22 protein-coding genes are annotated in these 24294 nt (G+C 70.9%); 10 read left to right on the forward strand and 12 right to left on the reverse strand.

Annotation, left to right across the window (positions count from 1 at the left end):
- Positions 1-22 precede the first annotated feature (22 nt).
- The 4 genes from B4N89_RS04955 to B4N89_RS04970 form a co-directional block, all read right to left on the reverse strand.
- The gene (locus tag B4N89_RS04955; RefSeq protein ID WP_078974635.1) at positions 23-460 is read right to left on the reverse strand and encodes a DUF488 family protein; all 438 of its coding nucleotides are present in this window, start codon (positions 458-460) and stop codon (positions 23-25) included.
- Positions 457-1047 carry a DUF488 family protein gene (locus B4N89_RS04960; protein WP_078974636.1) on the reverse strand — a complete coding sequence of 197 codons (591 nt, stop codon included), beginning with the start codon at positions 1045-1047 and terminating at the stop codon, positions 457-459. The genes B4N89_RS04955 and B4N89_RS04960 overlap by 4 nt, the downstream gene beginning before the upstream one ends.
- 10 nt (positions 1048-1057) lie before the next feature.
- On the reverse strand, positions 1058-1747 hold the full coding sequence (locus B4N89_RS04965; RefSeq protein ID WP_101896996.1) for a dual OB domain-containing protein: 690 nt from the start codon (positions 1745-1747) through the stop codon (positions 1058-1060).
- Positions 1748-1909: 162 nt separating this feature from the next.
- Positions 1910-2263, reverse strand: a complete 354-nt coding sequence (locus B4N89_RS04970) for a hypothetical protein (RefSeq protein ID WP_078974637.1) — start codon at positions 2261-2263, stop codon at positions 1910-1912.
- A gap of 184 nt (positions 2264-2447) precedes the next feature.
- Between B4N89_RS04970 and B4N89_RS04975 the strand changes: the two genes are divergently transcribed.
- From B4N89_RS04975 to B4N89_RS04985, 3 genes are all read left to right on the forward strand, one after another.
- Complete coding sequence (locus B4N89_RS04975) at positions 2448-3677, forward strand: MFS transporter (protein ID WP_078974638.1); 1230 nt, start codon at positions 2448-2450, stop codon at positions 3675-3677.
- A gap of 179 nt (positions 3678-3856) precedes the next feature.
- A complete protein-coding gene (locus B4N89_RS04980; protein ID WP_078974639.1) occupies positions 3857-4483 on the forward strand; it encodes an NADPH-dependent FMN reductase in 627 nt (208 codons plus the stop codon).
- Positions 4484-4549: 66 nt separating this feature from the next.
- Complete coding sequence (locus tag B4N89_RS04985; protein WP_078974640.1) at positions 4550-6064, forward strand: DHA2 family efflux MFS transporter permease subunit; 1515 nt, start codon at positions 4550-4552, stop codon at positions 6062-6064.
- A gap of 205 nt (positions 6065-6269) precedes the next feature.
- On the opposite strand, the gene B4N89_RS04990 is transcribed toward B4N89_RS04985, so the two are convergent.
- Positions 6270-6983, reverse strand: a complete 714-nt coding sequence (locus B4N89_RS04990) for an HdeD family acid-resistance protein (RefSeq protein WP_078974641.1) — start codon at positions 6981-6983, stop codon at positions 6270-6272.
- A 140-nt stretch (positions 6984-7123) separates the two neighbouring features.
- Positions 7124-8965 (reverse strand): class I adenylate-forming enzyme family protein, encoded by a 1842-nt coding sequence (locus B4N89_RS04995; RefSeq protein WP_078974642.1) that lies wholly within the window; start codon positions 8963-8965, stop codon positions 7124-7126.
- A 377-nt stretch (positions 8966-9342) separates the two neighbouring features.
- Here B4N89_RS04995 and B4N89_RS05000 point away from each other — a divergent pair, with 377 nt between their 5' ends.
- Positions 9343-10515, forward strand: coding sequence for an acyl-CoA dehydrogenase family protein (locus tag B4N89_RS05000; RefSeq protein ID WP_235618884.1), 1173 nt, complete (start codon positions 9343-9345; stop codon positions 10513-10515).
- Complete coding sequence (locus B4N89_RS05005) at positions 10512-11657, forward strand: acyl-CoA dehydrogenase family protein (RefSeq protein ID WP_078974644.1); 1146 nt, start codon at positions 10512-10514, stop codon at positions 11655-11657. The genes B4N89_RS05000 and B4N89_RS05005 overlap by 4 nt, the downstream gene beginning before the upstream one ends.
- Positions 11658-11736: 79 nt before the next feature.
- Here B4N89_RS05005 and B4N89_RS49615 read toward each other — a convergent pair whose 3' ends face one another.
- The 6 genes from B4N89_RS49615 to B4N89_RS05030 all read right to left on the reverse strand — a co-directional run bounded on the left by B4N89_RS49615 (position 11737) and on the right by B4N89_RS05030 (position 18192).
- Positions 11737-11883, reverse strand: coding sequence for a hypothetical protein (locus tag B4N89_RS49615; protein ID WP_161500622.1), 147 nt, complete (start codon positions 11881-11883; stop codon positions 11737-11739).
- Between the two features lie 107 nt (positions 11884-11990).
- Complete coding sequence (locus B4N89_RS05010) at positions 11991-12515, reverse strand: hypothetical protein (protein WP_143657844.1); 525 nt, start codon at positions 12513-12515, stop codon at positions 11991-11993.
- A gap of 59 nt (positions 12516-12574) precedes the next feature.
- Entirely contained in the window at positions 12575-13318 is a 744-nt protein-coding gene (locus tag B4N89_RS05015; RefSeq protein WP_078974646.1) for an ABC transporter ATP-binding protein, read from the reverse strand.
- Positions 13315-14076, reverse strand: coding sequence for an ABC transporter ATP-binding protein (locus B4N89_RS05020; protein WP_078974647.1), 762 nt, complete (start codon positions 14074-14076; stop codon positions 13315-13317). Before B4N89_RS05020 ends, B4N89_RS05015 begins: the two co-directional genes overlap by 4 nt.
- Positions 14066-16294: an ABC transporter permease subunit gene (locus B4N89_RS05025; protein ID WP_078974648.1), complete on the reverse strand. Its 2229-nt coding sequence runs from the start codon at positions 16292-16294 to the stop codon at positions 14066-14068. Before B4N89_RS05025 ends, B4N89_RS05020 begins: the two co-directional genes overlap by 11 nt.
- Before the next feature lie 323 nt (positions 16295-16617).
- Positions 16618-18192, reverse strand: a complete 1575-nt coding sequence (locus tag B4N89_RS05030) for an ABC transporter substrate-binding protein (RefSeq protein WP_078974649.1) — start codon at positions 18190-18192, stop codon at positions 16618-16620.
- 473 nt (positions 18193-18665) lie between these two features.
- Here B4N89_RS05030 and B4N89_RS05035 point away from each other — a divergent pair, with 473 nt between their 5' ends.
- The 5 genes from B4N89_RS05035 to B4N89_RS05060 all read left to right on the forward strand — a co-directional run bounded on the left by B4N89_RS05035 (position 18666) and on the right by B4N89_RS05060 (position 23555).
- Positions 18666-19346 (forward strand): spermidine synthase, encoded by a 681-nt coding sequence (locus B4N89_RS05035; RefSeq protein WP_078974650.1) that lies wholly within the window; start codon positions 18666-18668, stop codon positions 19344-19346.
- 212 nt (positions 19347-19558) lie between these two features.
- Positions 19559-20044 (forward strand): nuclear transport factor 2 family protein, encoded by a 486-nt coding sequence (locus B4N89_RS05040; protein WP_078974651.1) that lies wholly within the window; start codon positions 19559-19561, stop codon positions 20042-20044.
- Positions 20041-21528 (forward strand): MFS transporter, encoded by a 1488-nt coding sequence (locus B4N89_RS05045; RefSeq protein ID WP_078979123.1) that lies wholly within the window; start codon positions 20041-20043, stop codon positions 21526-21528. The genes B4N89_RS05040 and B4N89_RS05045 overlap by 4 nt, the downstream gene beginning before the upstream one ends.
- Before the next feature lie 144 nt (positions 21529-21672).
- A complete protein-coding gene (locus tag B4N89_RS05055) occupies positions 21673-22887 on the forward strand; it encodes a sensor histidine kinase (protein WP_078974652.1) in 1215 nt (404 codons plus the stop codon).
- Positions 22884-23555, forward strand: a complete 672-nt coding sequence (locus B4N89_RS05060) for a response regulator transcription factor (protein WP_078974653.1) — start codon at positions 22884-22886, stop codon at positions 23553-23555. The genes B4N89_RS05055 and B4N89_RS05060 overlap by 4 nt, the downstream gene beginning before the upstream one ends.
- The last annotated feature ends 739 nt before the right edge of the window (positions 23556-24294 follow it).

A 24294-nucleotide genomic window follows, 5' to 3' on the forward strand; every position in this document is an offset into this window, starting at 1 on the left:
CACCGGAATCCTCGTGGGCCGCTCAGACCAGGTGCTCGATCGTGACGTCGTTCCAATGCCGTGCGAGGTACTCCGCGACCAGTCGACGGTGGCAGTGGTGCGCCGTTTCCTCACTGCAGAGCAGCACCGCGTTGTCGAGCGCTTCCCGCGGGACGACGTCCTCGATCCGGCGAACCTTCATCAATCCGAGGAAACGTTCTTCGTAGGCCGCCCAGCCGACACCCTGTTTCTTGTAGGCGTCGAGCATCTCCTGGGTCGGCGCCAACTCGGTACGATGGCTGTAGTGCGCACCGCAGAGCGCGCTCAGGAAGTACCTCAGATCGTCACGCTTGGCGAAACCCGACAGCTGCGAGACGTTGTTGAGTCGAACGTCGACGAGAGCCGTCACGCCGGCTCCCTGCAAAAGTCCGAAGAACTTCTCGGCGGACTTCTTCGTGAACCCGATCGTGTAGAGCTTCATCGATCCTCGCTGACATATGCGATCCGTCGCTCCTGACGCTCGAGAGCCTCCTGGAGGCGCATGGCCGAGGTCCGGAAGAGATCTTCCCGGTCCAGTCCGAATTTGGCCATCAGGCGCCGCATCGCCGCCTCATGGTCCTCGATATGCCCGTCACCGTGGATGTGTTCGACGGCGATCCCGTGCTCGTCGAGGACTCGCGCGACGAGCACACAACGATGACAGTCGAGCGGCTCCTGTTCCGCGCACATGACGGCGATTCGCTCGCTCTGCGAACCCTTCCGCAGACGTTCGACGCCGGTGACGAAATCCGGGGTCCGGGCCAGCAGGTCATACCGTACCCGTCCATCGACATAGCAGGTGAGGTCTTGGGTGCGTGCACCCAGTTCTTTTCCCAGGAAGACGTACTTGATATCGCTGTCGCGCAGGCTGCGCTCGATGGCGTAGCGGTTGAACCGGGGCGTGAATCGGCTGACCGGCACCGACCGCACATCGGCGACTGCCGTGACTCCATGCTTTTGCAGCAGGCTCAGAAAACCTGAGATGCTGTGTGTGGAGTGGCCGACAGTGAATAGTTTACTGGCTGTCACAGCTTGCCGCCTACACTTGGATCCGCGCTCGTTCGATGATGGCTGCCACTAGTTTGTAGGCATGACCTTCGAATGGTTCTCCGAGACTTATCGTGAGGAAGGATTCGCCCAATTCGTGAGTGCCTTCCGATCGAATCAGATATTCCTGCTCATACGTGGGATCGGTCACTCGTAATATATACGCGTGCCCGGCGTGGGAGAAGCAGGCGCTCAGGGCCTTGCTCGGATCTCCGAACCTCGCTCTGGGAGTGTTCACTCGTAACGTCAGGTCCGTGACGCGTATCAGCTTGAGCGAGTCCCGCAGAGCAACCGTCTTTTCGGTCGGGACGCAATCATTGGCGCCGTGGAAGGTACGGGATCCGTTGATCCACAACGTGTCGGGGCGCTGCTCGAGCGTCAGCAGTTCACTCCACCCGATCCGGCCGGTCCTTCGCCAACGACAGTCGGGGTCGAGGAGCCAGTTCTCGGTCTGGAACCGGTACGGCTGAGGCCGAAGCAGCGACACCGCGACGACATCGAGGACATTCGGCTCAGTGCCGTCTCGGTACCGTCGTTCGCGCTCGGAGACCTCGCGTTTCGGGCGGTCGCCGACCGGGCGTATCCACTCCCCCGAGCCGTCGTCGACGATGCCCGCCACGCACCGGGCCGAATGCTTGCGGGAATTCGCCAAACATACGAGCGTCTTGTTCGTACGTTCCACGTTCGTCCCCCGATCCGAACGGATTGTCGGTCGTGCGGATCGTCTCGAAGCCCACGACGGAAGCACAACCCTCGCCCGTTTTTCGAGCAGGCACGAACTCGGCGCACCGTAGGTGCACTTCGCGCGCACCGCCCACGATCAGGGCTGTCGAACGGTCCGGGGTCAGAGGTGGCGGCGGGCGGCTTCGAGGATGGTGTTCGCGGTGGTGTTGAACGCTATGGCCGCGCCGGGGGCGTGGGTGCGGACGAGGTTGACGGTCTTTTCGAAGAGCGGGAGGAGGTCTTCCGACTTGCGGATGCCGCCGCCGATCAGGACCACGTTCCAGGCGCGCTCGGTCAGGGCGGCGACGATGGTGGGCTCGGCCGTCTCGTCGGGGCCGAACACGGTCATGGAGGCGTGGATGCCGTGTTCGGCGAAGCGGGCCAGCTCCGCCTCCAGGACGGCGAACAGGGCCGCGCCGTCGGTGCCGGGGACGATGTGCGGGTCGATGCCGAGAACAAGTACCGAAGAGGTCATGGGGGCAACCTACGAAATGGGGTCCGGCGGCCGGAACGGCGGACCCTCGTGGGCCGGTTGGGCTGCGGGCGGCTGACGGCGCCGCGTTGAGGGCGGGTTTCCGCCAGACCCGGGGTGGTGGGGGTGGCTGTACTGGACGCACCCCGGGTTCCGGGGCTCCCCCACATCGCCGAAAGGGACATCCATGTCCGTCATCGACCGAGTCGACGAACGTGCGGCCGCATCGCCCGAGCCCGGGTCGGATCTCGCGCCGCCGCGGCAGTACTGGGCCGCCGTCGTGTGTCTGTTCCTCGGGATCTTCGCGATCGTGACGACCGAGATTTTGCCGATCGGGTTGTTGACGCCGATCGGGGACGACTTCGGGGTGTCGGACGGGACGGCCGGGTGGTTGATGACCGTGCCCGGGTTCCTGGCCGCGATCTGTGCGCCGCTGGTGACGGTGTCCACCGGGCGGCTGGATCGGCGGAGCATGCTCGTCGCGCTGATCGTGCTGCTCGCGGTGGCGAACTTCCTGGCCGCGCTCGCGCCGGCGTTCTGGGTGGTGCTGGTGGCGCGTGCGCTGGTCGGGGTCACCATCGGCGGCTTCTGGTCGATCGGGGCGGGCCTGGCGCCGCGCCTGGTACGGCCCGAGGCGGTGGGCAGGGCGACCGCCGTCGTCTTCGCCGCGGTGCCGGCCGGCTCCGTACTCGGCCTGCCCGCCGGTACCCAACTCGGCGAACACCTCGGCTGGCGCGCCTCGTCCGTGGTCATGGGCGCCCTCGCGCTGGCCGTGTCGATCGCGCTGCTCGTCCTGCTGCCCCCGCTGCCCGCGACGACCGTGACCCGGGCCCGGGTGCTGCGCGGCCTGTTGCGCGGCGCCGACGTGCGGATCGGCCTCGCCGCCACCGCCCTGGTGGTGATCGCGCACTTCGGTGCCTACACGTACGTGACGCCCTTCCTCGAGGAGGTCACCCGCGTCGACCGCGGCCGGATCGGCCTGTACCTGCTGGTGTTCGGCGTGGCCGGCATCGTCGGGAACTTCGTCGCGGGCGCGACCCTGGCCCGCCGCCTGCGCGCCACCTTCGTCGGCTGCGCCGCGCTGATCGCCGCGGCCACCGCGCTCTTCCCGGTGCTGGGCCGGTGGGACGCGGGCGCGCTCGGCCTGCTCGTGGTGTGGGGGTTGGCCTACGGCGCGGTCCCGGCCTGCTCGCAGACCTGGTTCGCCCGCTGCGCGCCGGATGCCCCGGAGGCCGCGACGGTGGTGTTCACGTCGTCCTTCCAACTCACCTTCGCCGCCGGCGCCCTCCTGGGCGGCGGCGTCGTGGACGCGACGTCCCCCTCGACGGTCATGGTGTGCGCGAGCGCGGTCGCCCTGGCGATGGTCGCCGTCGTCGCGACCCTCGGCGGTCCGGGCCGCGAGAGGGCTTCGAGGTAGCCGGGCGGCGGCCCCGAGAACGCGCCGAGAGGGTTCGGGGAAGCGCCGAGAGTTCGGCAAGCCCCGAAAGGGTTCGGGAAAGCGACGGTTGACTTCAAGCCGACTTGAACTTCTAACGTTTTCCTCGTCGCCCGGAGCAACCGCTTCCGAGGCGCATCCGAACTCTCCTTGGGGAACCCATGACCACGCTCACGCACACTGTCGCCGACACCACCGCCGCTGCCGCCGACGGCGACGCGTTCCGGCTCGCCGTCATCGTCGGCAGCACCCGGCAGGGCCGGTTCGCCCCGGTGGTGTCGAACTGGTTCGCCGGCGCCGCCGAGGAGCACGGCGACTTCGAGGTGGACATCATCGACCTGGCCGAGGACCGCCTGCCCGACGTATGGGCCCCGCTCAGCGGCGAGCCCGCCGCCGTGGTCGCCCGCGTCGGCGCCCGACTCGCCGCCGCCGACGCCTTCGTCGTGGTCACGCCGGAGTACAACCACAGCTTCCCGGCCGGACTGAAGAACATGATCGACCTGTTCCGGAACGAGTGGCAGGGCAAGCCCGTCGGCTTCGTGTCCTACGGCGGCATCTCCGGCGGCCTGCGCGCGGTCGAGCAGCTGCGGCTGGTCTTCGCCGAGCAGCACATGGTCACCACCCGCGACGGGCTCGCCTTCCCGATGGCGTGGGAGAAGTTCGACGCCGACGGCAAGCCGGTCGACGCGGCCGGGACCGCCGCCGCCGCGAAGGTGATGCTCGACCAGCTCGCCTGGTGGACCGAGACCACGCGGTCGATGCGCGCACGCCGCCCGTACGGCGTCTGACCCCGAGCACCGACGCCGCACCCGCCACCGCGGCGTCCCCACCCCGTCGAACGCCAGGAGCCCGCGATGGCAACGACCACCGCCCCGGCCGCGAACTCCCCCGCGGCCCCCACCCCCACCGACACCCCGTCCCGCGGCATCGCCGCCATCGCCCTCGTCGTCGTGCTCGGCTCGATCATGTCGGTCCTGGACGTGACCGTCGTCAACGTCGCGCTCAACCACCTCGCACAGGACTTCGACGCCCCACTGGCCACGATCCAATGGGTCGCGACCGGGTACACCCTCGCCCTGGCCACGGTCATCCCGACGGCCGCGTGGGCGATGGGCCGCTTCGGCACCAAACGGCTGTACATGTTCTCGATCGCCACCTTCGCCGCCGGATCGATCCTGGCGGGCCTGGCCTGGTCGGCCGAATCGCTGATCGTCTTCCGGGTCCTGCAGGGCCTCGGCGGCGGCCTGATCATGCCGGTCGGGATGACCATCCTGGCCCGCGCCTCCGACCCGAGCCGGATGGGCCGCACGATGGCCATTCTGGGCATCCCGGTCCTGATCGGCCCACTGGCCGGCCCGATCCTGGGCGGATGGCTGGTGGACGACGTCTCGTGGCGCTGGATCTTCTTCATCAACGTGCCGATCGGCGCGATCGCCCTGGGCCTGGCCGCCAAGGTCTTCCCGCGCGACACCGCGCAACCGACCCGGCCGCTGGACGTACCCGGACTGCTGATGCTCTCCCCCGGGCTGGCCCTGCTCATCTACGGACTGGCCACCGGCGGCGAGAAGGGCGACTTCGGCGCCGCCGGGGCGCTGGTGCCGGCCGTGCTCGGTGCGCTCCTGGTGATCGGCTTCGTCGCCCGGGCGTTGCGGGTCGAGCACGCGCTGATCGATCTGCGACTGTTTCGCAATCGGGCGTTCGTGGCCGCCGCGGGCACGATGTTCCTGTTCGTCTGCGCGTACTTCGGCTCGATGATGCTGGCTCCGCTGTACTACCAGCTGGTGCGCGGAGAAAGCGCCACCGCCTCCGGGATGCTGGGCGCGCCGCAGGCGCTGGCCACGGCGCTGGCCATGCAGGTGGCCAGTCGGCTCAGCGACCGGATCGCGCCGGGGCGGATCGTGTTGATCGGGATCGCGGTCGGCGCGTCCGGGTTCCTCGCGTTCACCACGCAGGTGGCGGCGGATACGCCGTACTGGGTGCTGATGGCGTGCATGTCGGTGACGGGCGTGGGGGTGGGGATGACGCTGATGCCGACCACCGCCTCGGCGCTGCGCACGATGTCGCACGAGCAGGTCGCCGTCGCGGGGACGACGTTGACGATCATCCAGCAGGTGTCGGCGGCGATCGGCGGGGCGTTGATGTCGGTGCTGTTGGCCGGCTCGATGCGGGATGGCCTGCCGGCCGGGCAGGGGGCCGGCGGGCTGGGCGAGCTGCACACGTTGTCGCCGGATGTGGTGGTGGCGGTCGGGCCGGCGTTGGCCGACGCGTTCCAGGGGACGTACTGGTGGGCCGTGACGTTGATGGGCCTGGCGCTCCTGCCGGCGCTGTTGATGAGCCGCCGGCAGCCAACGGGGGCGGTCGGCGAGTAGGCCGGGATCGGGTGGGCCGGCCTGCGGCCGGTCCTCAAGCGCCGGACGGGCTGGGGTTGCTCGGGTCGACGAAGTCGATCGCGGGGGCCGGAAGCCCCTGGCCGGCCTGCGGCCCGCCGGTCCTCAAGCGCCGGACGGGCTGATTGTCCTCAAACGCCGGACGGGCTATATGACCCGTCCGGCGTTCGGTGTTGTCTGTTGGCCGTTATTGGTCTTCCGTCGGCTGCTTTGTCATCGTGTCCGGGCCCTTGTACGTGCCCTCCCTCGTGGGGGGCTTTTCGGCCGTCCATTCGGTCGGTGGCGCCGCCTCGGGGACTTCCGCGTCTCGGACCATGCCTACGATTCGGCGGCCGGTGAGGCCCAGGCTGACCAGGCTCAGGCCGTCGAAGAGCAGGGCCAGGGAGATGAACGTGCCGATGGCGTAGCGGCTGCTGCTCGGCCATTCGGCCAGTACCAGCAGGCCCAGGACCAGGTCGACCACGCCGACGCCGATGGTCCAGATCATCTTGGCCGACATGCTCGCCACGCCGCCGACGATGCGGAACATGCCCGCGCCCAGCAGCAGCAGCGCCACGAACAGGGTGAGCGCCTGGGCCCCCACGTCGGGTCGGCGCAGCAGCACCACGCCGGCCGCGATGTTCAGCGCCGAGACCGCCACCACGAGCCAGAACGCGTTCTCCTTGCGCGCCTGGATGGCCTGGACGAAGCCGACCACGCCGCCGATCAGCAGCAGCCAGCCGAACAGCACCATCGTGGTGAGCGTGGCCACGCCCGCGTAGATCAGGCCGACGACCCCGCCGAGCACGAGGACCACGCCGAGCGCCACGAGCAGACCGAACCCGAACCCCTTACCGCTGCGTCGGTGCCGTCCCGCGCCGGATTCGGCGGAGGGACCGGTGACGCCCTTCGTGCTCTCCATGGGTGCCGCTCCTCGGATTCCGTCCCGCGCCCGCGAAATCGCGTGCGGGGTACGCCTTCCCACTGGAAAGCGACATATCCGCTCGATCGGCTGTTCGCATGATCGTCACGGGCCGGTGCGGGCCCTGTGGAGCACGCCGCTCAGCGGCCCGCCCCCGGGGGCAGCGACGGCGGCAGCGCGGAGCGCACCGGGGACAGCGCCGGGGCGAGCGCCGGTCGGGCCGCGGGCATCGGGGTGGCCGTCGCCGTGGTCACCGTGACCCCGCGCACCGCCGGGCCGGGCCGATCCGTCAGGCCCAGGAAGTGCCGGCGCAGCCGATACTTCTCCACCCGCCCGTTCGGCGTCCGCGGCATCCGGGCCACGATCCGCACGTACGCCGGCCGCATGTACGCGGGCAGCGACTGGACGCACCACGCGCGTAGCTCGTCGGGGTCCAGCGGTCGGCCCGGCTCCGGCTCGGCGTACAGCACCACCTCGTCCTCGTCGTCCCGGTCGGCCGGCACCCCGAAGACCGCGCCGACCGCGATGTCGGGATGCTGGTTGACCAGGTCCTCGATGTGGTACGCCGACACGTTCTCGCCGCGGATCCGGATCCGGTCCACGACCCGGTCGACGAAGTGCAGCAGCCCGTCCTCCTCGTCGACCACCGCCGCGTCGCCGGTGTGGAACCACAGGTTGCGGGTCGCCTCGGCGATGCTCAGCGGGTCGCCCACGTACTCCTGGACCAGCAGCCCCGGCAGATGCGGACGCATCGCCAGGTGGCCCACCACCCCGCGCGGCACCGGGCGGTCGTGCTCGTCCAGGATCGCCACCCGGCTGAACGGCAGCGGCGCGCCCAGGCAACCCCGGCGCACGATCCGCGACGCGGGCAGCACCGGCACACCCAGGCGGTCGCAGACCCGCTTGACCTCCTTGGCCCCGAGCCCGCGCCGCAGCGCCTCCGGGGTGCCCTCACCGGGCTCGGCGCCGATCAGCACGGCGGCGATCGGCAGCCCGGTCTCGACCTGCCCGTAGCCCGCCACCACGGTGTCGATGCCGTAGCGGCGCGCGAACGAGTGGTGGATCGCGGGCAGCGGCTGCATCAGCACCTTGCTCAGCGGGTTGTCCCGCTCGCCGCGCCGCTCGGGCGCGCCGGAGAGCCAGCCCACCATCGTCTCGGTGAGCACCGCGCTGGTGGCCCCCGCGGCCGTCACCCGGCGCCAGAAGTCGACCGGGTGGAACCGGTCCCACAACGACACCCCCGCGCCCGTCCAGGCCGCCCGGGCCAGCCCGGCGAACGCGCCCTGGAGCGAGTGCAGCGGCAGGTCCACGTGCACCACGTCCTCCGGCGTGGTCAGCCGGCGCAGCAGCAGGGTGTACGCCGCCAGCCAGCGATGCGGCAACACGGCGGCCTTGGGCCGGCCCGTCACCCCGGCGGTGTGCACGATGATCCCGACGTCGGCGGGGTCGATCGCCACGCCCGGCGGCTCGGCGCGGGCCAGGAAGTTGGCGTAGGCGATCTCGGGATAGCCGTGCGGCGGACGCGGTCCGACCGCGTCGTGCACGGTCAGCCGGGGCAGCCGGTCCAGGTGCGGGCGCACCGCCTCCAGCGCCTGTACCAGCATGCGTTCGGTGACCACGAGCAGCGGCCCCGTCGACTCCAGTTGCTCGACCAGCGGGTCGCCGATCAGGTCCGGGTCGATCGGGCAGTAGACCGCGCCCGCCTTCCAGATGCCGAACATCCACAGCGCGGCGGCGTACGAGCTGCGGCAGTGCACGGCGATCCGGTCGCCGCGCCGCACGCCCGCCCGGGCCAGGTTGCCGGCGATCGTGTCGGTGGCCCGCTTGGCCTCGGCGTAGCTGAGGTCCAGGCCGTGCTCGCCGTAGTGGATGAAGACCCGCGTCGGGGTGTGCGCCGACCACCGGTCCAGTGCTTCGGTGACCGACTCTCCGTCCGCGGCGAGTTCGGCGGCGAGACCCGCCTCGAGTTCTTCGGCGGTCATGGCTTGGAACAACCCCCTTGCGACACGCAGAAACCCGGAAGCCGGCGGCTGGAGACCGTGCGTGTACTCGATCACACGGGGAGAAGAACATATCGCCTGTGCGTGCGGGTTGGGGGCCCGGGCGCGGGCTTCCTACCGGTGAGTTCAGCACTTAGCATCCAGGTGGCCCGGTTGTCGACGGTGTGTCGTGCGACGGGAACAGGGCGTCATGGTGGCGAACGGAGGCACCTCCTGTGCGAGAGCGGGGCGGCGTGAGCGATACGGACAACCAGCCCGACAACGGGCACGACGACGGGCCCGGCAACGAACCCCGGGCCGCATCGGGGACCGCCCCCGACGGTCCACCGGCCGCGGACGGCCCGCTCGACGCGGCCGAACTGCGGCGGCGGGTGGCCGACTTGGTCGCGGCGCACGATCCCACCACGATGCCCTCGGTGGAATTCCTCGGGCACCGCTTCGACGCGGGCCTGGCCTGGGTGCACTTCCCGGTCGGCTGCGGCGGACTGGGCGCCTCGCGGGCGCTGCAACAGGTGGTCGAGGACGCGTTGATCGAGGCCGGCGCCAAGGTGGTCAGCGCGTACCGCAATCCGATCGGCCTGGGGATGGGCGCGCCCACGATCGTCGCGCACGGCAACGCCGAGTCGCGCGTGCGGTTGTTGCGCCCGCTGTGGACCGGCGAGGAGGTGTGGTGCCAGCTGTTCAGCGAGCCCGGCGCGGGCTCGGACCTGGCGGGGTTGGCCACTCGGGCGGTGCGCGACGGCGACGGCGACTGGATCGTGACCGGGCAGAAGGTGTGGACCTCGCTCGCGCACAAGGCGCGGTGGGCGATGCTGCTCGCCCGGACCGATCCGGACCTGCCCAAGCACCAGGGGCTGACCTACTTCTTCCTGGACATGACCTCGCCCGGGGTGGAGGTGCGCCCGCTGCGTCAGGCCACCGGACAGGCCGAGTTCAACGAGGTGTTCCTGACCGACGTACGCGTGCCCGACGCGCATCGCGCGGGTGAGGTGGGTCAGGGCTGGGCGGTGTCGAACACCACGCTGATGAACGAGCGGGTGGCCATCGGCGGCGGCGCCGCGCCCCGCGAGGCGAACGCGATCGGGGCGGTGGCGCGGATGTGGCGCGACCGGCCGGAGTTGCGCACTCCCGGCCTGCACGACCGGCTGCTTCGGGCCTGGGTGGAGTGCGAGGTGGCCCGGCTCGGCAACGAGCGCATCCGCCAGCAACTCGCGGTCGGGGCGCCCGGGCCGGAGGGGTCGGCGGCCAAGATCGCCTACGCGCGGTTGAACCAGGACGTGACCCGGTTGTGGCTGGAGCTGACCGGCGAGGAGGGCCTGGGCTACGACGAGTGGACCATGCGGCGCAGCGACATGGGCCAGGCCACGCTCGGCGCACGCGCACCGGGCTACTACTACCTGCGGGCCAAGGGCAATTCGATCGAGGGCGGCACCTCGGAGGTGTTGCGCAACGTGATCGCGGACCGGGTGCTGGATCTGCCGCGCGAGCCGCGCACCGATACGAAGGTGGCGTGGAAGGAGATGCCCCGGTGAGCGAACCCACGATTCCCTCGCTGTTGTACGGCGAGATCGAGGAGGAGTTGCGCGCGACGCTGCGCGAGCTGCTGCGGGACCGGTGCGGGTGGCACGACGTGCTGGCGCGCATCGACACCGACGAGGCGTACGACGAGGGCCTGTGGAAGGCGGTGGCGGCCGAGCTGGGGTTGGCCGGGCTGCTGGTGCCGGAGGAGCTCGGCGGGGCCGGCGCGGGGCCGCGGGAGGTCGCGGTGGCGCTGGAGGAGCTGGGCCGCGCGGTGGCGCCGGTGCCGTTCCTGGCCAGCGCGGTGCTGGCCACCTCGGCGCTGCTCGCCTGCCCGGCCGGTGCGGCGCGCGATACCGCGCTGCGCGCGCTGGCGGAGGGCACCCGTACCGCCACCCTCGCGGTGACCGCGACCACCTGGCCGGAGGCGGGCTTCCCGCTGTCGGTGACGGGGGCGTGGGAGGGCGAGGAGTTGTCCCTGACCGGCGCGGTGACCGGGGTGTTGGCGGTGGATCGGGCCGAGTTGCTGGTGCTGCCGGTGATCGTGGCCGGCGAGCCGCATCTGGCGCTGGTGGCGGGCGACGCGGCGAACCTGTCGCGCGGCGCGGTGACCTCGTTGGACGCGACGCGTCCGGTGGGGCAGGTGACGCTGGATCAGGTGCGCGGGCGGGTGGTGGCCGGTCCCGAGCACGCCGAGCGGGCGCTGCGGCTGGCGGTGTGCCACGGCGCGGCGCTGCTCGCGTCCGAGCAACTGGGCGTGGCGGAGCAGGCGTTGGCCGAGGCGGTCGGCTATCTGAAGGTGCGTCACCAGTTCGGCCGGCCGATCGGCTCGTTCCAGGCGCTGCGCCATCGTGCCGCCGACCTGTGGTCGGACCTGGCGTCGGCCCGGGCGGCGGCGCGCTACGCGGCGGCCTGCCTGGCGGAGGACTCCCCCGACGCGGCGGTGGCCACCGCGCTGGCCAAGGCGTACTGCTCCGAGGTGGCGGTGCGAACGGCGGAGGAGTGTGTGCAGATGCACGGCGGGATCGGCTTCACCTGGGAGCACCCGGCGCACCTGTACCTGAAGCGGGCGATGGCCTCGGCGCTGCTCCTGGGCACCGCGGATCGGCACCGGGCCGCACTCGGCGCGCTGGTGGACCTGCCGCCGGCGATCTGAGCGCCCTTGCGCACGCGCGCGGATGGCCGGCCCCGTCGGGACCGGCCATCCGTGTGTGGGTGCGCTGCCGGAAACGGCCCTAGCCGCGCAACATCAGCACGATCATCACGATCGCGAGCACCATCAGCACCGCCCACACCGTGGTGACCAGGCGCAGGCGGCGGCCGTCGCGCGGTGTGGTCGTGTCGGGCGGGGCGGCATCCGTCGGCGGTGGGTTCTCGCTCATGTCCTCGCTGCCCTCCACGGGTGCTGCGCGCGGCGTCCGTCCCGTCCAGGATGACACCGCGCGCGGCCCGTTGAGGAGCCCCCGAAGCGGTCGAGGGCCGCGATGACTCAGTGCTTCGCCGGTGTGGTCGGCAATACCGCCGTGGTGTCCGTGCCCGCGTCCGCCGTCCCCTGCTGCGGCGTCTGCTGGGCGGCGATCAGCCGGGCCAGCCAGAACCGCATGAAGGTGGACAGCGAGAAGCGCAGGAACAGGGCGAACCCGAGGAGCGAGACGGGGATCGCCGAGATGCCCAGGGTGATGGCGTCGTTCTGGGTCAGGATCAGCGTCGTGCCGTGGGACATGAAGTAGGCGCCGAAGCCCATCCCGATCCCGAGCACCATCAGCCCCACGCCCAGCCACATCAGCTGGGTGTCCAGCATGGTCTTGGGCGCGCGCAGCTTGAGGGCCCCGACGTCGGCGGTGAACTGTCGGGTCCGATCCTGGGTGGCCGCCGGGACGGCCGCGTGGCGCGGCGGTGCGTACGCCGGTGACCCGGCGGTCGGCACGCCCTGCGGAACCGTCGGCGGCACGCCGGGGGGCGGGCCCGCGGGTGCGGGTGGCTGCCCGTCGGCGTTCACGCTGTTCATACTCATATAAGTGCTCACCTCGTGGGTCGCCGTGAGGTTGATGCGTACCCGACGGCCATGTGCGATCAGCCGCCCAGGTACGCGCTGTGCAGGTCGCCGGCGATCTCGTCCGGGGTGCCGACCTGAAGGATCCGGCCACCGCTCATGACCGCGGCGAGGTCGGCGACGGCCAGGGCCGTGCGCGCGAACTGCTCGACCAGGAGCACGGTGACACCGGTCTCGGCGATCTTGCCGACCACGTCGTACAGCTGGTCGACGACGAGGGGCGCGAGGCCCATCGACAACTCGTCGAGCAGGATGATGGCCGGGTTGGTGGCGATCGCCCGGGCGACGGCCAGCATCTGCTGCTCGCCGCCCGACATCGTGCCCGCGGCCTGGTTCCGGCGCTGTTCGAGGCGGGGGAAGATCGGGAAGACCTTCTCCTCGATCTCCTTGCGGGAGACTCCTCGATAGGTCGCCATCCACAGGTTCTCGGACACGGTGAGATTGGGGAAGACGCCGCGGCCTTCCGGGATGCTGCACAGGCCGATCCGGGCCAGGTCCACGGGCGCGGCCCCGGTGACGCACCGGCCGGCGAGGTATATGTCGCCGGCGGTGGGCTGGTGCAGCCCGGTGATCACCTTGAGCATCGTGGTCTTGCCGGCGCCGTTGGGGCCGAGGACGGCCATCACCTTGCCGGTGGGGACCGCGAGGTCCACCTTGTGCAGCACCTCGACCTGCTCGTACGCGGCGCTGATCCCGCGCAGTTCGAGCAGCGGCGGGGCGCTCGGCGCGCCGGCCGGCTGCGCGTCGGCCACATTCAGGGTCATACGGTCTCCTGAAGGACTTCGTCGGCCTCCGCCGCGTCCGCGGTACCGAGGTAGGCCGCCTGCACGGCGGCGTTGTTGCGGATCTCGTCGCACGTACCGTTGGCGATTTTTTTGCCGAAGTCAAGTACGTGCAGTTCGTCGCAGGTGTTCATCACCAGGTCCATGTCGTGCTCGACGAGCAGTACCGCGACGCCGTCGGCGGCGATCTCGCGCAGCAGTTGGCCGAAGCCGCGCGTCTCCTCGTCGTCCTGGCCCGAGGCCGGCTCGTCCAGGAGCAGGATCTTGGGCCGGCAGGCCAGCGCTCGGGCCAACTCGACCACGCGGCCCTGCCCGGTGGGCAGTTGGTCGGCGCGCACGTGCGCGATCGAGGTCAGGTCGAGGCGGTGCAGCAGGCGCGCGGCGGTGTCCTGCGGTGTCTCCTTGGTGCCCCGGTGCAGCCGGCGGTACTGCGCGGCGGCGACCTGGATGTTCTCCCGGACCGACAACGAGCCGAACAGTTCCAGGCGTTGGAAGGTGCGGGCCATGCCGAGCCGGGCCCGGCGGTAGGGCGCCAGTTTGCCGACGTCGCGCCCGTCCATCCGCACGTGTCCCGAGGAGGGCGGTTGCAGGCCGGTGATCACGTTGAAGATGGTGGTCTTGCCCGCGCCGTTGGGCCCGATCAGGCCGGTGACCTTGCCCTCGTGGGCCCAGATGTCGACGTTGTTCAGGGCCGTGTGGCCGCCGAAGCGGACCGTGACGCCCTCGACCTCAAGCCCCATGACGTGCTCCCGGCAGGATGGGTGACGGTGCCGCGGCCGACGCCGCCGCGGGCAGCGAGGGCAGCGCGATCAGTTTGTCCAGCGCCTCGATGTCGGCGGCCTTGAACCGGTTTCCGTTCAGGCCCAGGCCCTCGGGTTGCCCGGACAGGCCCTCGGGCACCTCCGGTTCGGTGCGCGGCGCCTTGATCATCACCTCGATCTTGAGCGCGGCCGGGATGCCGATCACCGCGAGCAGGATGCCGATCACGAACGGCCAGTTGCCGATCACGTCGGTGAACCGCAGGACGATCAGCGCCAGTTGGGCGGCGGCGCTGCCGGCGAGTACGACCGGACGGCGCAGCGCGGGCTCCCACTCGGGACGGATCTTGGCGGCGATGAAGCCGTTCGGGTTCTTGCCGAGCGCGATGCCGTTGAGGCCGATCAGGATGGTGGTGAGCTGGGCGTAGTCGGGGAAGAGGTTGGTCATCAGCGGGGTGCCCAGGAAGATGCCCGCGAACAGCGCGGCGCCCGGGGAGGTGAGCCCGGCGATCACCATCAGCATCAGCACCGAGAGCCCGGCGGTGAAGTCGAAGTTGACCGGGGACAGGGTGCCGGCCGCGCCGCCGAGGATGCCGCCGCCGACGCCGGCCATCGCCGCGGAGAGCCCGAAGACGGTGAGCGTGGTCAGCTTGTGGTTCATCCCGATCGTCGCGCAGGCCGCGGGGCTGTCCTTCATGGCCAGCAGCCTGCGGCCGAACTCGCCGCGCCGGATCCACACCACGACCAGCGAGGACAGCGCGAAGAAGACCGCGCCGAAGATGAAGTAGGCCCGGTCGGAGGAGATGTCGATGCCGGGCCAGTCGAAGCGCTCGAAGTTGAGCGTGCCGCTGTTGAACAGGTCGATCCTCGTGTCGCCCCAGGTGAAGGCCGGCAGGCCGAAGATCCACCGGTCCAGCATCACCGCGAACGCGGCGGTGGCCAGGGCCAGATAGATCCCGGACAGGCGCAGCGCGGGCAGCGCGACGAGCACGCCGATGCCGGCGCAGATCAGCGCGGCCCACAACAGCCCCAGCGGGTTGCCGCCCGAGCCCAGGTGCGAGACGCAGATCGCGCCGATGCCGGCGAAGCCCAGTTGGGCGAGCGACATCTTTCCGGCGTAGCCGACCAGCGGGATCACCGACAGGCCGATCAGGGCGAAGCCCCACATCCGGGTGCTGGCGAACAGGTCGGCGGGGGTGAGGGAGTTGGCGGCGACCACGGCGCCCGCGATCACGATGGCGGCGAAGACCAGCGAGCCGGTCCAGGTGGGGCGGTGCGAGATCTCCCGGGTGCGGGAGGAGGCGTGGCCGCGCAGCCGGGAGGTGGGCAGCAGCATGATCGCCACGAACAGCACCAGGACGGGCATCGAGTCGCTGAGGCCGGACAGGTACGGGCCGGCGGTCGGGAAGCGGGTCTCGGTGAGGTAGCCCTTGCCGTACTCGGTGACCAGCCCGATGACCATCGCGCCGACGAACGTCCACGGCAGGCTCTTGAGCCGGCCGATCACCGCCGCGGCGTAGGCGTTGACGATCAGCAGGGTGAGCGGCAGCGCGGCGAAGGAGAGTTTGGGGGCGATCAGGATGCCCGCGACCGCGGCCAGCATGGTGCCGGTGGCCCAGGCGAGCATGCCGGGCACCTCGGGGCGCGAGCCGTTGAGCACGGCCAGGTTGCGGTCGTCGACGGTGGCGCGCATGGCCACGCCCGCGCGGGTGGAGCGCAGCAGCACCCACAGGCCGATCGCCACGATCAGCGCCACGGCCAGCGTGATCAGGTCGTGGTAGGAGACCCGGGTGCCGGCCATGTCCACGGACTCGCCGGGGAAGAAGTTGACCACGTTGCGCGGGGTCTGCGGATCCCAGATCCACATCACCGCGGCCAGCAGGCTCAGCAGCACCGCGACGGTGACCATCAGGCGGGTGGTCTCCGACGTGCCCTCGAGCCTGCGCATGATGGCGAAGTGCAGGAACACCCCGAACGCGGGGGCCAGTACGCCGAGCACGACCACCAGGGACAGCCACACCGGCAGGCCCCAGTCGAAGTGCAGCTGCCAGTAGGTGAAGGCGGCGAGCGCGCCGGTGGCGCCGTGGGCGAAGTTGAAGATGCCCGTGGTGGTGTAGGTCAGGGTCAGGCCGCCGGCGGTGATGGCATAGATGCCGCCGGTGACCAGGCCGCTGATGGTGAGGATGATGAACTCGTGCACGCGCCCTCCGTTCGGGCCGGGCCGTGTCGCGGGGCGATCGGTCTCGGAGACTGGTGCGGCACGGCGCCTGACAGGTCGTCAGGGCCGCGGGGCCGCCCTCCCGCCCGGTGCGGGGCGAGAGGGCGACGGGGTGTCGCGGGTGCTTTCGGTGCCTCGGGTGCTGCCGATGCCTCGGGTGCCTCGGCTGCTTCCGGTGCTTCGGGTACTTCCGACGCTTCGGCTGCTTCGGGTGTTTCCGTGCTTCGGGTGTTTTCCGGTGCTTCGGGTGACGCGTGGAGTGGGGGGTGCTCCCGGCCCGGTGGGCTCGGGAGGTCACCGTGTGCTCAGGAGGTCACTTCCTCCGGCGGCGCGGCCGGCGGCGGCTCGCCCCCGTCGGCGGGCGGCGGGTTGCCGGTACCCGGATCGCCGGTCGCCGGCGGAGCGGTTGCCTCGCCGGCGGGCGGGGTCGTGGCCGGGGCCGACGGCGGCGGCGCGCTGGGCGCGCCCGGGGCGACGGCGACCACGTTGGCCGGGTCGCAGTTGAAGAACTCGGCCTTGTTCGGCTTGGTCAGCGCGGCGTCGTACTCGAAGCCCTTGGCGGTCGCCTTGACCATGGTGAAGCAGTCCGAGGCGCGTACGTCCTTGGTCTCCACGATCGGACCGGGGGCGAACAGGCCGCCCGCGTCCCAGTTCGCCCGCTTGCCCTTGGCCAGCACGCACTCGGTGGTCAGCTCGGTACCGCACTCCTTGACCGCGCTCGCCCACAGCAGCCAGGAGTTGATCCCCGACATGTGGAAGAACTCCAGATCCTTGCTCGGCTCGGCGAGGTGCAGGATCTCCAGCGCCTTCTGCACGGCCGGGTTCTTGTCGCCGAGCGACTGCGGCACGTAGGTCGGATAGATGTAGGTGTCCGGGATCTTCGAGTTCTTGGCGGAGGCCAGGGTGTAGCGGTTGTACGCCGAGGCGTCGCTGACGATGACCTTGGGGTGCCAGTTCATCGCGTCCATCTCGCGGAACATCGACGCCGAGTCCACCGCGAGCCAGGTGGTGATCAGCATCTCGACACCGGCCTGCTTCATCTTCTCCAGCGTCGTGCGCCCCGGGGGCGGCATGACGGGGACGTCCTCCTTGAAGACGACGGTGCCGCCCGCCGCCTCCACGCCGGCCTTGTAACGGGCCATCGCGGGCCGCAGCGAGGCCATGTTCTGCCCGAGCAGGCCGACCTTGGCCTTGACCTCGGGGCGCGCCGCGAAGACCGCCTTGTAGGCGCCCACCACGGTGGTCGTGGTCGGCAGGCCCACGGCGAGCACCTGGAGATCGGCCTTGGCCGACTCCTCGCCCACCACGTAGGCGGGGAAGGCGCCGAGCTTGCACCCGGTGCGGGCCTTGACGCCGTCGTTGTCGAACGGGTTGCCGCCGCCGACGACCATGAAGTCGCTCTGGCAGGCCGCGGTCATCACGGTGCCCACGTTGCTGAGCGCGGCGTCGCGCTGGGTCAGCTTGATGGTGCGGCCGTTGATCCCGCCCAGGCCGTTGCACCACTTGGTGAAGCCGTCGGCCATCTCGAAGAACTCTTTGCCCAGGCCCGGTTGTGCGGGAGCGTTCGGGTCGCCGGTCACGCTCACCGAGATCTGCTTCTCGGTCACGCCCCGGTCGGCCTTCTTGGTCAGCGGTTTGCCGTCGCCCTTGCCGCACACGTCCTTGAGCGTGCCGAAGTCACCCGGCGCGCCGCTGCCGACGGGGGCCTTGCCGTCCTTGGTACCGGTGGCGGCGGGGCCGCCGCCGCCCGATCCCGGACCCTTGGCCACCGCGTCCTCGCCCGAGCGGCTACAGCCGACCGCCACTAGGAGCGGCACGACCAGCAAGCCGGCCGCCGCTCGTCGGCGCGTCCCACGCCGCCCGGCGGAAGTTGATGCCATCAGCCCTCCCGACACTTCGTTTCCGCGGGCCGGGCCGAGGGCCCGGTGCGCTCTCACGTACTTCTCCTGCGTGCGCTGTGCTCGCGTTGTTCACGTCTGTGCTTCCGCCCCGTCTGCGAGGCATCCTCGCGACTGGATCTGACATGCCATCAGTTAATGGGCCATGAAGCAATGGCCGGGACCTTAACCGGGTGTCCTACAGGGTGCAAGGGTCACCGAACCGGCGAAAACCGCTGGCCGGCAGCCCTGACGGAGCCGGGTACGAGGTGGGGCGCACGAGTACACACGTGTCACCGATCGGACCGTACGGACGGTCGTTTCCGGGCTTCGTGATGGCACTGTTACGAGGTGCGGAAAATCCGTGCCGGGAGATACCCGAGGGGTTCGTGAGGCATTCGAAGCGATACGGCGGCAAGGAAAAGGCGATACGACGACACCCGTTCTCCATAAAGCGACAAGGAGTCAGTGAGCCGATGCATACGTTCGAGCCGACCACCGACGCGGAAGAGATCGAACGCGTTCCGGCGGCGGACGGCGAACTCGCCCTGCGCCGCGCGGGCGAGCACTACGAAATCATCAGCAACGGGTGCTTTTTGATGGACACCCGCGCGGGCGCCTCCGAGCGCCTGCTCGCGCGCACCGCGCTCGCGGCCGTGACCGCGCCCGGAGATCTGCGCGTGCTGGTCGGCGGCCTGGGCGTCGGCTTCACCCTGCGCGAGACGCTGACCGACCCGCGCGTCGCGCACGTGCGCGTGATCGAGCGCGAACCGGCCGTCGTGCGCTGGGGGCGCGGACCGCTGGCGCCGTTCTCCGGCCACGCGCTGGACGACGCGCGGGTACACGTGGTCACCGCCGACCTGGTGGCCTGGGTGCGCTCCGGGGCCGGCGACGAGCGTTTCCACGCGCTGTGCCTGGACATCGACAACGGGCCGGACTGGACGGTCACCGACGGCAACGCCTCGCTCTACGACGACGCCGGACTGGCCGCGCTGCGCGAGCGGTTGGCGCCGGGCGGCGTACTGACGGTATGGAGCGCGACGGCCTCCCCCGGCTTCGCCGACCGCCTGCGGGGCCACTTCGCCCGGGTGCGGGTGGAGCGGGTGCCGGTCGCTCGGGGGGAACCGGACGTGGTGTTCGTGGCACAGGAGGGGTGAGGCGGGCCGCGCGGTCGGGGTCGGATCCGACCCGGTCGGGTCCGGTCGGGTCGGGTCGTAGCGGGATGGTCGCGCGGCGGGGGTTCGGCGTCGTCGTACCGCCGTGACGTGGTGCGATGGCGCGCGGAGTGTAACTGACGCAACGTCAGATTAACTTGCGTGTGTCATCCAACTGCTGCCAGCATGCGAACACGGTTGCCGAAAGGGTGGACATGCACGACGACGAGGCGGATTCGCCCGCTGCGCACACGCCGAGCCGACTGCGCGATCGCAGCGAACTCCGCGATGTGGTGCAGATCTACGCACACGGCGCGGACCGCCGCAAGCCCGACCTCGTCGCCTCGATGTTCACTCCCGGGGGCAGGCTGGTGATCCACCGAGACCCCGGATCCGCCGAACCGCCCACGGTGCGCGCCGGCCGCGCCGAGATCGCCCGGGCGCTGGCGAGCCTGGACCGCTACCCGGTCACCACCCATCTGATCGCCAATCAGCTGATCACCTTCGGCCCCGACGGCGACCGCGCCGACGGCGAGACGTACTGCACCGCGCACCACATCTACGAGTCGCAGGGGGTGCGCCGCGACCGGGTGATGTCCATCCGCTACCTGGACACGTTCGTGCGCACCGACGAGGGCTGGCGCATCGAGACCCGCACGCTGCACTGCGACTGGGTCGAGGACCGGCCGCTGACCGCATGAGCACCGGCACGAAGGGGGCCGGGCGCACATCGACCAAACGCCACGGCCCGACCACGATCCTGGTCGCCCTGTCCTTCGCCGCGACCACGATGGCGGTCATGCAGACCGTGGTCTCGCCGATCCTGCCTCAACTGCAGAACCGGCTCGGCGTCTCCAGCTCCGCCATCGCCTGGGTGCTCACCGGCAACCTGCTCGCCTCGGCCGTGGCCACCCCGCTGCTCGGCCGGCTCGGCGACCTGCGCGGGCGCAAACGTTTCCTCTTGTACGCGCTGGCCGCGGTCGCGCTCGGCTCGATCCTGGCCGCGTGCACCACCTCCTACGTGATGCTGATCGCCGGGCGCGTACTCCAGGGCATGGGCGGCGGCGTGGTCCCGCTCGCCCTGAGCGTGGTGCGCGACGAGTTCCCCAAGGAACGCTCCGCCGGCAGCATCGCCACCATCGGCGCCACGATCAGCGTCGGCGCGACCTTCGGCTCCGTCAGCACCGGGCTGATCGCCGACCGCTGGGACTACCACCTGCTGTTCTGGCTCTCCGCGCTGGTCGCGCTGCTGTCCATGCTGATGGTGTGGCGGGTCGTGCCGGACACCGCCGAGCGGCGGCAGGGCCACGTGGACCTGATCGGCGCGCTGACCCTGTCCGGCTGGCTGGCCGCGCTGCTCGCCGCGGTCAGTACGGGCAGTCGATCCGGGTGGGGCGATCCGCTGGTCGTCGGCGGCCTGGCCCTGGCCGTACTGCTGTTCGCCGCCTGGATCGGCTGGGCGCTGCACCACCCCGAACCCCTCGTCGACCTGCGGGTGATGGCCCGCCGACCGGTCCTGCTCGCCAACCTGTCCGGGATCTTCACCGGCATGGCGATGTACGGCTCGTCCCTGCTGTTCCCGCCGTTCATCCAGGCGCCGTCGGCGCTCGGCTACGGCTTCGGCAAGTCGGTACTGATCGCGGGCCTGATCATGCTCCCGGGCACCCTCGGCAACCTGGCCGCCGCACCCGTCGCCGCGCGGATGACCAATCGCCACGGCCCCAAACCGGCGCTGGTCCTGGGACCGCTGCTCAGCGGTACCGCGTTCGCCCTGCTGTTGCCGCTGCACGGGCACTGGTGGGCGTTCTCGATGGTGGGCGTGCTGTTCGGGTTCGGCCTGGGGTTGGCCTTCTCGGCGATGCCGGCGCTGATCAACGACCATGTGCCGGCGGACATGACCGGGGTGGCCAACGGGATGAACGCGGTGCTGCGCACGGTCGGCGGCGCGACCGGGACGGCGGTACTCGGCGCGATCCTGAGCGCGAGCCCGGCGGGCGCGGCCACGGCCCGGGCGGCGGGGGTCGCCCACGCGCCGGGGTTGACGGGCTACCTGGTCTGCTTCGGCATGCTCGGTGCCGGTTGCCTAGTGGCGGCCGTGCTGGCGTGGTCGATCCCGGGAGTGCGGCGGGGCGGGCGGGGGGTGCCGGTGGTGGTGGAACCGGATCGGGTGGAGGCGGGGAGGTAGCGGGGCGGAGGTGGGGGCCCGACGGGCGGGGGCGGGCGGGAGAGGGCGACGGGAGAGGGCGACGGCTGCGGAGCAACCAAAGTCGATGGCGGGGTCGACTCCCGGTCACTGCCGGAACACCGACGTCGCTGCCTAGGCTGGAGTGTGATCAAGAGCCACGTCACCCGAAACACCCCCGGCGCACCACCCCCCACCGGTCTCGTCCGCAGACTCGTCCCGCAACGCACCCGTCGGGAATGGGGCACCGACCTCGGCTACGCGCTCGGCGCCCTCGGGCTCGGCTCGCTGATCCTCGCGACCGCCCTCCAGGAGGAGAACGCGCCGGGCGTCCTGCTGGAGGCCATCCTCGGCAGTGTCATGTTCGTGGCCATGCTGCTGCTGCGCCGCAGCCGACCGACCGCGCTCGCGGTGACCTGGATCCTCGTCGGCTTCTTCTCGGCCGCGCTCACCGGATCCGCGCCGGTGGCCCTGCTCAGCCTGGCCATCCACCGGCCCTGGCGGGTCGTCGCGTCCGTCGCCGTCCTGGACCTCACGCTTGTCACCGGCACGTTCTGGGTGGGCGCCGAATCGGCTCGCGCCTACTGGACGTCGGTCCTGGCCATGACGCTGCTGATCACCACCGCCGTGGCCACCGGCATGCTGATCCGGTCCCAGCGCGAACTGACCGCGTCCTGGCGCGAGCGGGCCCGGCAGGCCGAGGAGGGCCAGCGGCTGCGCGTGGAGGAGGCCCGCCACCTCGAACGCGAGCGGCTGGCCCGGGAGATGCACGACGTGCTAGCGCATCGGATCTCGCTGCTCGCGATCCACGCGGGCGCGCTGGAGTACCGGACCGGCGCCTCGCCGGAGGAGGCCCGCGCCGCCGAGGTGATCCGCCAATGCGCGTTCGAGGCACTGGAGGATCTGCGCGAGGTGATCGGCGTCCTGCGGGCCCACCCCGACGACGACGGCGACGGCGAGCCCGAGCGGCCCCAGCCCGTGCTGAACGACCTGCCCGCACTGGTCGAGGAGTCCCGTCTGGCCGGCGCGACCGTCGACCTGGACCTCGCCGACCTGCCGTCGGTATCGGGACGCACCGGCCGGCACGCGTACCGGATCGTCCAGGAGGGGCTGACCAATGCCCGCAAACACGCCCCCGGCGCACGGGTACGGGTCCTCGTCGCCCCCGCCCCCGACGACGGCCTCGCCATCGAGGTGGTCAACCGCCTCCCGCACGGCCACCGCCCCACCGCCATCCCCGGCGCGGGCGCCGGCCTGATCGGCCTGCGCGAACGCGTCGCCCTGATCGGTGGCCGCCTCGACCACGGCCCCACCACCGACGGCGACTTCAGCCTGCGCGTGTGGCTACCGTTGGCCAAGTGAAAAGTACCGACGGCTGTGTCCGGGTCCTCGTCGTCGACGACGACGCGCTGGTTCGAGCCGGACTGTCCATGATGTTGTCCGGGCTGCCGGACGTCCGCGTCGTCGGCGAGGTCTCCGACGGCGCCGACGTGCTCGGCGCGGTCGACGAACACCGGCCCGACGTGGTGCTGATGGACATCCGAATGCCCCGCGTGGACGGCCTGGCCGCCACCGCGACCCTGCGGGCCCGCCCCGAGGCGCCGGAGGTGATCGTGATGACGACCTTCGACACCGACGACCACATCCTCAAGGCGATGCGGGCCGGCGCGAGCGGCTTCCTGCTCAAACACACCCCGCCCCCGGACATCGTCGAGGCCATCCGCCGCGTCGCAGCCGGCGAACCCATGCTCTCCCCCGACGTGCTGCGCCGCATGATGACCTACGTCGCCGCAACGGGCATCGACCCCCGCCGAGCCCGAGCCCGATCCGCCCTCGCCCACCTCAGCGACGGCGAACGCGCCGTAGCCACACTCGTCGGCAGGGGCTACACGAACGCCGAAATCGGCAAGGAACTCTCCATCAGCATCGCCACGGTCAAGGCCTACGTCTCCCGACTACTCACCAAACTGGACCTCAACAACCGCGTACAGATCGCCCTGCTGGTACACGACGCATCAACCGACACGTAACGCACCACACCGGACACACACGCCGACCGGACACGAAGCGGGGCAGGGCAGGGCAGCGGTGAGCGGCCGGCCGGCCGGGTCGAGTGCGCCGGGGCGCCTTCCAGGGTGGGCGGGGTGTTTCCGGCGGGCGTCGCGTTTGTGGTTGCGGTGGCCGGTGCGGGGTTGGTCCGGCGCCAGAGGCCGGCCGCCGCCAGCGCTCGGGGCTCCAAGACTGGAGGCTCCCGACGAGACGGGCGTCTTGGTCGGCGAAAACCGGCTGACAACGGGGGCAGGGAGGCGGCCGGGTCGAGTCCTCCGGGGAGCCTTCCCGAGTGGGTCGGGTGATTTCGATGTGGGGCGGGCGCGTGAGTGGCGTCGGTTCACGAAACCGGATCCCGTGGGGTGCCGCAGCCTTGACGTGAGAGAAAACCTCTGGTCAGCGTTGATGGGGGCGGTTCTTGAGTGTCTCGGGATCCGGTTTCGGCCCCCGTTGGGCACGTTCGGTCTCCTCGGTGGTCTCCGGGAGGCCGCAGCACGCGAAACCGACGTCCTCTGCGCAATTTCGGCCTCCACACAGATGTCGAGGAGGTCGGAGTGCACGAAACCGGCACTCGACGCCCGACTGTGCCCCTCGACCCTGCAAAACCGCAGGTCACCGGAACTCGAAGCCCGAAATCACGCACCGCGATCCGGTTTCGAACCCCAACTCCCCTGCCAACGCCCCCGCATCGCCCCAACCCACTCAGCAAGGCTCCCCGGA

The organism is Embleya scabrispora, assembly GCF_002024165.1.
GTDB lineage: Bacteria > Actinomycetota > Actinomycetes > Streptomycetales > Streptomycetaceae > Embleya > Embleya scabrispora_A.

What these genes read in the sequence shown, in the direction of transcription:
- B4N89_RS04970 (WP_078974637.1), bottom strand. Translation starts at nt 2,263, where the DNA reads ATGACCTCTTCGGTACTTGTTCTCGGCATCGACCCGCACATCGTCCCC.
- B4N89_RS05045 (WP_078979123.1), top strand. Translation starts at nt 20,041, where the DNA reads ATGAGCACCGGCACGAAGGGGGCCGGGCGCACATCGACCAAACGCCAC.
- B4N89_RS04955 (WP_078974635.1), bottom strand. Translation starts at nt 460, where the DNA reads ATGAAGCTCTACACGATCGGGTTCACGAAGAAGTCCGCCGAGAAGTTC.
- B4N89_RS05035 (WP_078974650.1), top strand. Translation starts at nt 18,666, where the DNA reads ATGCATACGTTCGAGCCGACCACCGACGCGGAAGAGATCGAACGCGTT.
- B4N89_RS05020 (WP_078974647.1), bottom strand. Translation starts at nt 14,076, where the DNA reads ATGGGGCTTGAGGTCGAGGGCGTCACGGTCCGCTTCGGCGGCCACACG.
- B4N89_RS04990 (WP_078974641.1), bottom strand. Translation starts at nt 6,983, where the DNA reads ATGGAGAGCACGAAGGGCGTCACCGGTCCCTCCGCCGAATCCGGCGCG.
- B4N89_RS04975 (WP_078974638.1), top strand. Translation starts at nt 2,448, where the DNA reads ATGTCCGTCATCGACCGAGTCGACGAACGTGCGGCCGCATCGCCCGAG.
- B4N89_RS04995 (WP_078974642.1), bottom strand. Translation starts at nt 8,965, where the DNA reads ATGACCGCCGAAGAACTCGAGGCGGGTCTCGCCGCCGAACTCGCCGCG.
- B4N89_RS05040 (WP_078974651.1), top strand. Translation starts at nt 19,559, where the DNA reads ATGCACGACGACGAGGCGGATTCGCCCGCTGCGCACACGCCGAGCCGA.
- B4N89_RS05030 (WP_078974649.1), bottom strand. Translation starts at nt 18,192, where the DNA reads ATGGCATCAACTTCCGCCGGGCGGCGTGGGACGCGCCGACGAGCGGCG.
- B4N89_RS05015 (WP_078974646.1), bottom strand. Translation starts at nt 13,318, where the DNA reads ATGACCCTGAATGTGGCCGACGCGCAGCCGGCCGGCGCGCCGAGCGCC.
- B4N89_RS04980 (WP_078974639.1), top strand. Translation starts at nt 3,857, where the DNA reads ATGACCACGCTCACGCACACTGTCGCCGACACCACCGCCGCTGCCGCC.
- B4N89_RS05010 (WP_143657844.1), bottom strand. Translation starts at nt 12,515, where the DNA reads ATGAGTATGAACAGCGTGAACGCCGACGGGCAGCCACCCGCACCCGCG.
- B4N89_RS49615 (WP_161500622.1), bottom strand. Translation starts at nt 11,883, where the DNA reads ATGAGCGAGAACCCACCGCCGACGGATGCCGCCCCGCCCGACACGACC.
- B4N89_RS04985 (WP_078974640.1), top strand. Translation starts at nt 4,550, where the DNA reads ATGGCAACGACCACCGCCCCGGCCGCGAACTCCCCCGCGGCCCCCACC.